Source organism: Mangrovactinospora gilvigrisea (assembly GCF_001879105.1).
Taxonomy (GTDB): Bacteria; Actinomycetota; Actinomycetes; order Streptomycetales; family Streptomycetaceae; genus Mangrovactinospora; species Mangrovactinospora gilvigrisea.
The window spans coordinates 1-6,061 of record NZ_MLCF01000161.1 but is presented as its reverse complement, the minus strand read 5'-3'; the positions used below and the strand labels follow the sequence as shown (position 1 = coordinate 6,061).

The 6,061-nt window shown below is 75.5% G+C and carries 5 protein-coding genes; 2 read left to right on the top strand and 3 right to left on the bottom strand.

Annotation, left to right across the window (positions count from 1 at the left end):
* A partial coding sequence (locus BIV57_RS22325; RefSeq protein WP_419185786.1) for an EamA family transporter occupies positions 1-431 on the bottom strand: 431 nt, incomplete at its 3' end.
* A gap of 69 nt (positions 432-500) precedes the next feature.
* On the opposite strand from BIV57_RS22325, the gene BIV57_RS22320 reads away from it, so the two are divergent.
* On the top strand, positions 501-1,361 hold the full coding sequence (locus BIV57_RS22320) for a LysR family transcriptional regulator (RefSeq protein WP_071658676.1): 861 nt from the start codon (positions 501-503) through the stop codon (positions 1,359-1,361).
* Between the two features lie 24 nt (positions 1,362-1,385).
* On the opposite strand, the gene BIV57_RS25475 is transcribed toward BIV57_RS22320, so the two are convergent.
* A complete protein-coding gene (locus tag BIV57_RS25475; protein ID WP_071658675.1) occupies positions 1,386-3,296 on the bottom strand; it encodes a sigma-70 family RNA polymerase sigma factor in 1,911 nt (636 codons plus the stop codon).
* Between the two features lie 225 nt (positions 3,297-3,521).
* Positions 3,522-4,130 carry a TetR/AcrR family transcriptional regulator gene (locus BIV57_RS22310; RefSeq protein WP_245797851.1) on the bottom strand — a complete coding sequence of 203 codons (609 nt, stop codon included), beginning with the start codon at positions 4,128-4,130 and terminating at the stop codon, positions 3,522-3,524.
* Between the two features lie 420 nt (positions 4,131-4,550).
* Between BIV57_RS22310 and BIV57_RS22305 the strand changes: the two genes are divergently transcribed.
* Positions 4,551-5,915: an NAD(P)/FAD-dependent oxidoreductase gene (locus tag BIV57_RS22305; protein WP_071658673.1), complete on the top strand. Its 1,365-nt coding sequence runs from the start codon at positions 4,551-4,553 to the stop codon at positions 5,913-5,915.
* Positions 5,916-6,061 lie beyond the last annotated feature (146 nt).

The window sequence follows — 6,061 nt, the reverse complement described above, 5'->3', positions numbered from 1 at the left end:
AGGTCGAGCCGTCCCAGCCCGCCCTCCCCGAGCAGGAAGACCCCCGCCAGCGCCGAACCCGCCCACACCAGGCTCAGCCACCGCCGCGAGGCGGCGATCGACATCACCAGCGGCCCCAGCACCTCCAGCGTCACCGCCGTCCCCATCGGGATCCGGTCGATGGCCTGGTAGAAGAGGATGTTCATGCCGCCCAGCGCCACCCCGAACGCGGCGGCCACCGCCCAGTCCGCCCGGGTCAGCCCGCGCATCCGCGGCCGGCAGACCACCAGCAGCAGCACCGCGGCGATCGCCACCCGCAGCGTCACCACCCCGAGAGCCCCGGCGACCGGGAAGAGCAGCGCCGCGACCGCCGATCCGAACTGCACGCTCAGCGCGCCCGCCAGCACCAGCCCGATCCCGCCGGCGCTCCCGGCGGCCCTGTCCCTCACCATGCCCCTCACGCTACGGACCCGCGGGCGGCGCGTGAAATGCCGTCCGGTCGGCGGTTATGCTCGGCAGGCATGACCATCGAGCTGCGGCATCTGCGCGCCTTCCTCGCCATCGCCGAGGAGAGCACGGTCACGCGCGCAGCGGCCCGGCTGCGCATCGGCCAGCCCGCGCTCTCCCGGACGCTCGGCCGGCTGGAGGAGCACCTCGGCGTCCGCCTGGTGGACCGCTCCACCCACCATCTGGAACTCACCCCCGCCGGGCGGGCGTTCCGCGACCGGGCGGCCACCGCGCTCGCCGCCGTCGACGCGGCCCTCGACCCCGGCGCGCTCACCGCGCTGCCGCTGCGCCTCGGCCACCCCTGGGCGGCGCTCGGCGCCCTCACCGTCCCGCTGCTCCGCCGCTGGGACGCCGCCCACCCGGACATCCCGCTCGAACTGCGCCGCATCGACGACCGGCTCGCCGGCCTCACCCGCGGCCAGGTCGACGTCGCCCTGCTGCGCGGCCGGGTGGCGGACCCGCGGCTGGTGACCGAACTGCTCACCGAGGAGCCGCGGATGGCCGCCGTCCCCGCCGACAGCGACCTGGCGCGCCGCGACGCCCTCACCCTCGCCGACCTGGCGGACCGCCCCATCGCCCTCAACACGGTGGGCGGCACCACCTCGTTGGACCTCTGGCCGGCCGAGGCGCGCCCGACCGCGACCATCGAGGTCGCCAACACGGACGAGTGGCTCACCGCGATCGCCGTCGGCCGCGCGGTCGGCGTCACCACCGAGGCGACCCCCCGCCTCCACACCCACCCCGCGCTCGCCTACCGCCCGCTCACCGACGCGCCCCCCGTCCCCCTCCACCTGGCCCGGCGCCGCGGCCCGCTCTCGCACCCCGCGATCCCGTCGCTGATCGCCCTCGTCCACGAGATGTACGCGCAGCGCTGACCCGGCGCCCCGCGGAGCCCCGGCTCAGCGCTTGACGCAGCCGAGCACCGGATCCCCCCACGACACCACATCGGCGCCGATGCCCGAACCCGCCTTCTTCACCACCAGCCGCACGTTCGTGTGCCCCGACAGATCCGCGTGCACCCGCACCGCCGGATCGCCCGCCTGCACCGCCGGCGACGCGTACAGCAGCGCACCGTCGCCGTAGACGAAGAACCGCACCGCATCCCGCCCCGCCCCGGGGATCCGGATACGCGGCCCCGACAGGTCGTCGAAACCCGCCCAGGCGTCGAAGGAGCGGCACGGCTCGTTGAGCGCGACGTCCACCGTCGACGGCGGCCGCACGGTGGTGCCGTGCGCGTAGTGCGTCCCGTCGATGTCGACCCCGTCCGGACGCTGCCACAGCGGCGTGCTGGACCCCAGCCGCACCGCCGGCCCGTTCCCGCTGCCGGGGATGAGATCGAGCGGCAGCAGATCCAGCTTCACCGGGCTCGGCGGAGCCGGAGGCGGCGGAGGCGTCGGCTTCGGCCTGGGCTTCGGCGGCGCCGGTCTGGGCGCCGGCCGCGGCGGGGGCTTCGGCTTCGCCTTGGGGGGCGCGGGCTTCGGCGTCGGCCTGATCGGCGCCGCGACCGGGGCCACCGGCGCCGGCGGAGGCGGCTTCGGCTTGGGCTTGGGAGGCGCCGGCACCACCGGCGCCGCGGCCGGCGGCCGGTGCTTCGGCTCGGCCTCGGGCTTCTTGTGGTCGCCCCCGGAGAGCGCCCACGCCGCCACCGCCCCGGCGGCGATCACCCCGGCCACCACGACGCCGACCTTGACGGGCGTCGACGCCCCCTCGGCCGCCGCACCTCCCGCCGCCGCGCCGCCGCCGCCCGAGCCGGACCCGCCGGCCGCCGCGGCCCCCGCACCGGCGCCCGCGCCCGCCGCGGCCGCGCCGCCGGCGATGGCCACGCCCGCCTTGGTGAGGCCCGCGGCCGCGGCCGCGTACGTCGCCGCGCCCCAGCCGATGAAGGCCACCGGGATCTCCGCGGGCACCCGCTCGTTGATGAACGCCACGTCGGCGAGCGCGGCCGTGCACCGGTCGCACTCCTCCAGGTGGCGCTTGAGGGAGCGGTCGGCCCGCATCCGCAGGCCGCCGCGGGCGTAGGCGCCCAGCCGGTCGGCGAACTGCCCGCACTCGGCGTCCCGTTGCAGGGTGGTCGAGACGTGCGCCTGCAGATACGCCTGCTTGAGCCCCTCCCGCGCGCGGTGCGCCAGCACCGCCACCGCGTTGGGCGTCAGCCCCAGCAGCGGCGCCACCTGGGCCGGCGGCTCCTGCTCGACGGCGGTGTGCCAGAGCACCGTCTGCCAGCGCTCCGGCAGGCTGCGGAAGGCGCGCACCGCCAGCGAGCGGTCGGCCGCGTCCATCGCCTCGGCGTCGGCCCCCGCGCCGCCCTCCGCGAACAGCGCGAAATCCTCGACCAGTTGCTCGCGCCGCACCGACGTCGTCCACTGCGCGGCCACCCGCCGCACCGTGGTGAGCAGATAGGCGCGGACGGCGACGTCCGGGCCGCGGCCGTGCCGCAGCGCCTGCAGCACCCGGGCGAACACCTCGCCCGTCAGGTCCTCGGCGGTGTGCGCGTCGCGGCAGCAACTGCGGCAGTAGCGGCGCACCGCGGTGGCGTGGCGGCGGTACAGCTCCTCGTACGCCTCGTCGTCGCCGGCCCGGACCTGCTCCACCAGCTCCTGGTCCGTCGGCGCGTCGGGACCGGGCGGGGCCAGCGCCTCCGGCGCGGGGGAGCCGCCCTGCACCGGGATCTGCCCCGGCTGCTCCACCGACAGCCGCGAGGGGCGCCCGCCCTGCGCGGGCACCGCGCCCTCGCCCGGCGCATACCTCGGCTTCAGGCGCTCCTCCGGGGCCGAGCCCTGCCCCGGGACCCGCTCCTCGCCGGGGGGCACCCCCTTCTCCGTCCCGTCCGACTCACCGGATCCGCCACCCGACCGTTGCACGCCCACCAGCGTGACACACCGTCATACTCGTGCGACACGCCGTAGGAGAACAACCACTCGTACGGGTACACCCGGCGTCAACACCCTTGCGCTGCGCGGCGGAACGGTTCAGCAGACTCTTCCGAACCCCTTCCGAGCCCTTTCCGGCACGGCCCCCGCCTGCCCCGGAACCCGTCAGCGCTGGTCCTCCGGGCGGGCCCGCAGGCCGTCCAGCATGATCTGCAGTATCCGGTCGGACGTGCGGTTGCGCTCCGACTCGTCGCCCACCCGCGGCGCCGCCACCGAGAGCACCAGCAGCAGATCCGGCACGGTGGCGTCGACCCGCAGCGCACCCGCCGACCGGGCCCGGCGCACCAGCCGGTCCAGCGCGGTCAGCAGCTCGTCGATCTCGCCGCTGCCGTTCGCCGCGAGCGCCGGCCCCGAATCGGCGGGCTCGGACTCGCTCCCGGCCGCCTCCGCCAACTCGCCGGCGCGCTCCACCAGTTCGGGCGGCAGCAGGCACCCCGCGCCCGAACTCATCGCCCGCTCCAGGAAGCCCCGCAGCGCCAGCCACGGGTCCGCGCTGTCGCGCAGCGCGCTCGCCGCGCTCTCCGCGAGCCGGGCCGTCTCCTCCGAGGCTATGCGCCGGACGAGCACGTCCTTGCTCGGGAACCTGCGGTACACCGTCCCCACCCCGACACCCGCCCGCTTGGCGACCTCCTCCATGGGGGCGCCGTAGCCGAGCGTGCCGAACACCTCCCGTGCCGCCCTGAGCACCAGTTCCAGGTTTCGCTGGGCGTCCACCCGCAGGCTCCCCGGCCCGCGCTGCCCCGGCAGGCCACCGGCCCCCGGCGCCCCTCCGACCCGGCTTTCGGACTGCTGAAGTCGATCCGTCTGCTCCGCGCGCATGCTCTCCCCCGGACATCCGGCTGCGGGACCCGTGGCCGCCGACGGCCACTGCATAGGTCCTTGATCACTCGACGTTCTCTGCGCTCTCTGATCTCTCCGGCACATTCCCACCCCCGTACCGGCGACCTGACGATAGTTGAGGAGACCCCCGGATAGAAGGCGTTCGACAAACCCGCCTGGAACACGCCCCTCGAACGCGTCCCTCCCCCCGCTCCTCCCGCCGTCCCGGCGACCGTTGCCGCCCCACCGGCCCCAACACCCGTACGATGCATTGGGTTTGCAACAGGTAGACAAACCCCGCCCCAAAGATGCGTCATGGAGGGCGTGACTGAGCAACGGCGCTCGCAGCGCATCCTCATCCTCGGCGGCGGCCATGTCGGCATGTACACCGCAATCCAGCTGCTCCGCCGCCGGCGCTCCGGTCACGGACGACCACACCGCGAGGTGTGCCTCGTCGAACCCCGCTCCTACATGACCTACCAGCCCTTCCTCCCCGAGGCCGCGGCCGGCTCCATCTCCCCCCGGCACGTCGTCGTCCCGCTGCGCCGCATCGTCCCCGACGCCCGCATCGTCGCCGGCCGCGTCGTCGCCGCCGACCCCGAGCGCCGCACCGCCACCGTCGCCACCCTCGCCACCAGCGAGGACGGCGCCGAACCCGTCGAACTCGACTACGACGCCTTAGTGGTCGCCCCCGGGTCCGTCTCCCGCACGCTGCCCGTCCCCGGCCTCGCCCGGCACGGCATCGGCTTCAAGAACATCGAGGAGGCCATCGGCCTCCGCAACCACATCCTCGAACAGCTCGACGCGGCCGCCTCCACCCGCGACCCCGCCGTCCGCGAGGCCGCCCTCACCTTCGTCTTCGTCGGCGGCGGCTACGCCGGCGTCGAGGCGCTCGCCGAGCTCGAGGACATGACCCGGCACGCCGCCAAATACCACAACACCCTCACCCTCGACGACCTGCACTGGGTCCTCGTCGACTCCGGAGACCGCATCCTCCCCGAGGCCCCCGCCCCGCTCGCCGCCCACGCGATGGAGCAACTGCGCCGCCGCAACGTCGACATCCGCCTCGCCACCCGCCTCGCCTCCGCCCAGGCCGACCGCGTCACCCTCTCCGACGGCGCCGTCCTGCCCACCCGCACCCTGGTCTGGACGGCCGGCGTCCGCCCGCACCCCGTCCTCGCCGACCTCGGCCTCAAGCTCGACGAGCACGGCCGCCTGCCCGTCGCCCCCACCCTCCAGGTCGACGGCCACGACGAGGTCTTCGCCGCCGGCGACTGCGCCGCCGTCCCCGACCTCACCGGCACCGACGGCCGGCTCTGCGCGCCCAACGCGCAGCACGCGCTCCGCCAGGCGCGCACCCTCGCCGACAACATCACCGCCCTGCTCGACGGCCGCCCCGGCGACCTCGCCCCCTACGCGCACCGCAACCACGGCTCCGTCACCTCGCTCGGCCTCCACAAAGGCGTCGCCCAGATTCGGGGCGTACGCATCAAGGGCTACCCCGCGTGGCTGGCGCACCGAGCCAACCACCTGGCCCACATGCCCACCGCCAACCGCAAGACCCGCATCCTCACCGAGTGGATCCTCTCCGGACTCTTCAAGCGCGAGACGGTCTCCCTCGGCACCCTCACCTCCGTCCGGGCGCAGCCCGTCGACCCGCCGACCCGAAGCGCCGGGTGACCAGCAGCGACATCACATACCCCGGCACCTTGGCTACGGTGTCCCGCGTGCCGACGCCGCCCACCCGCCCCCGACCCCTGTGCCCACCCGGCCGGACCGCCCCTCCCCGACCCGTGCGTCCACCCAGCCAGCCCACCCATTCGTAG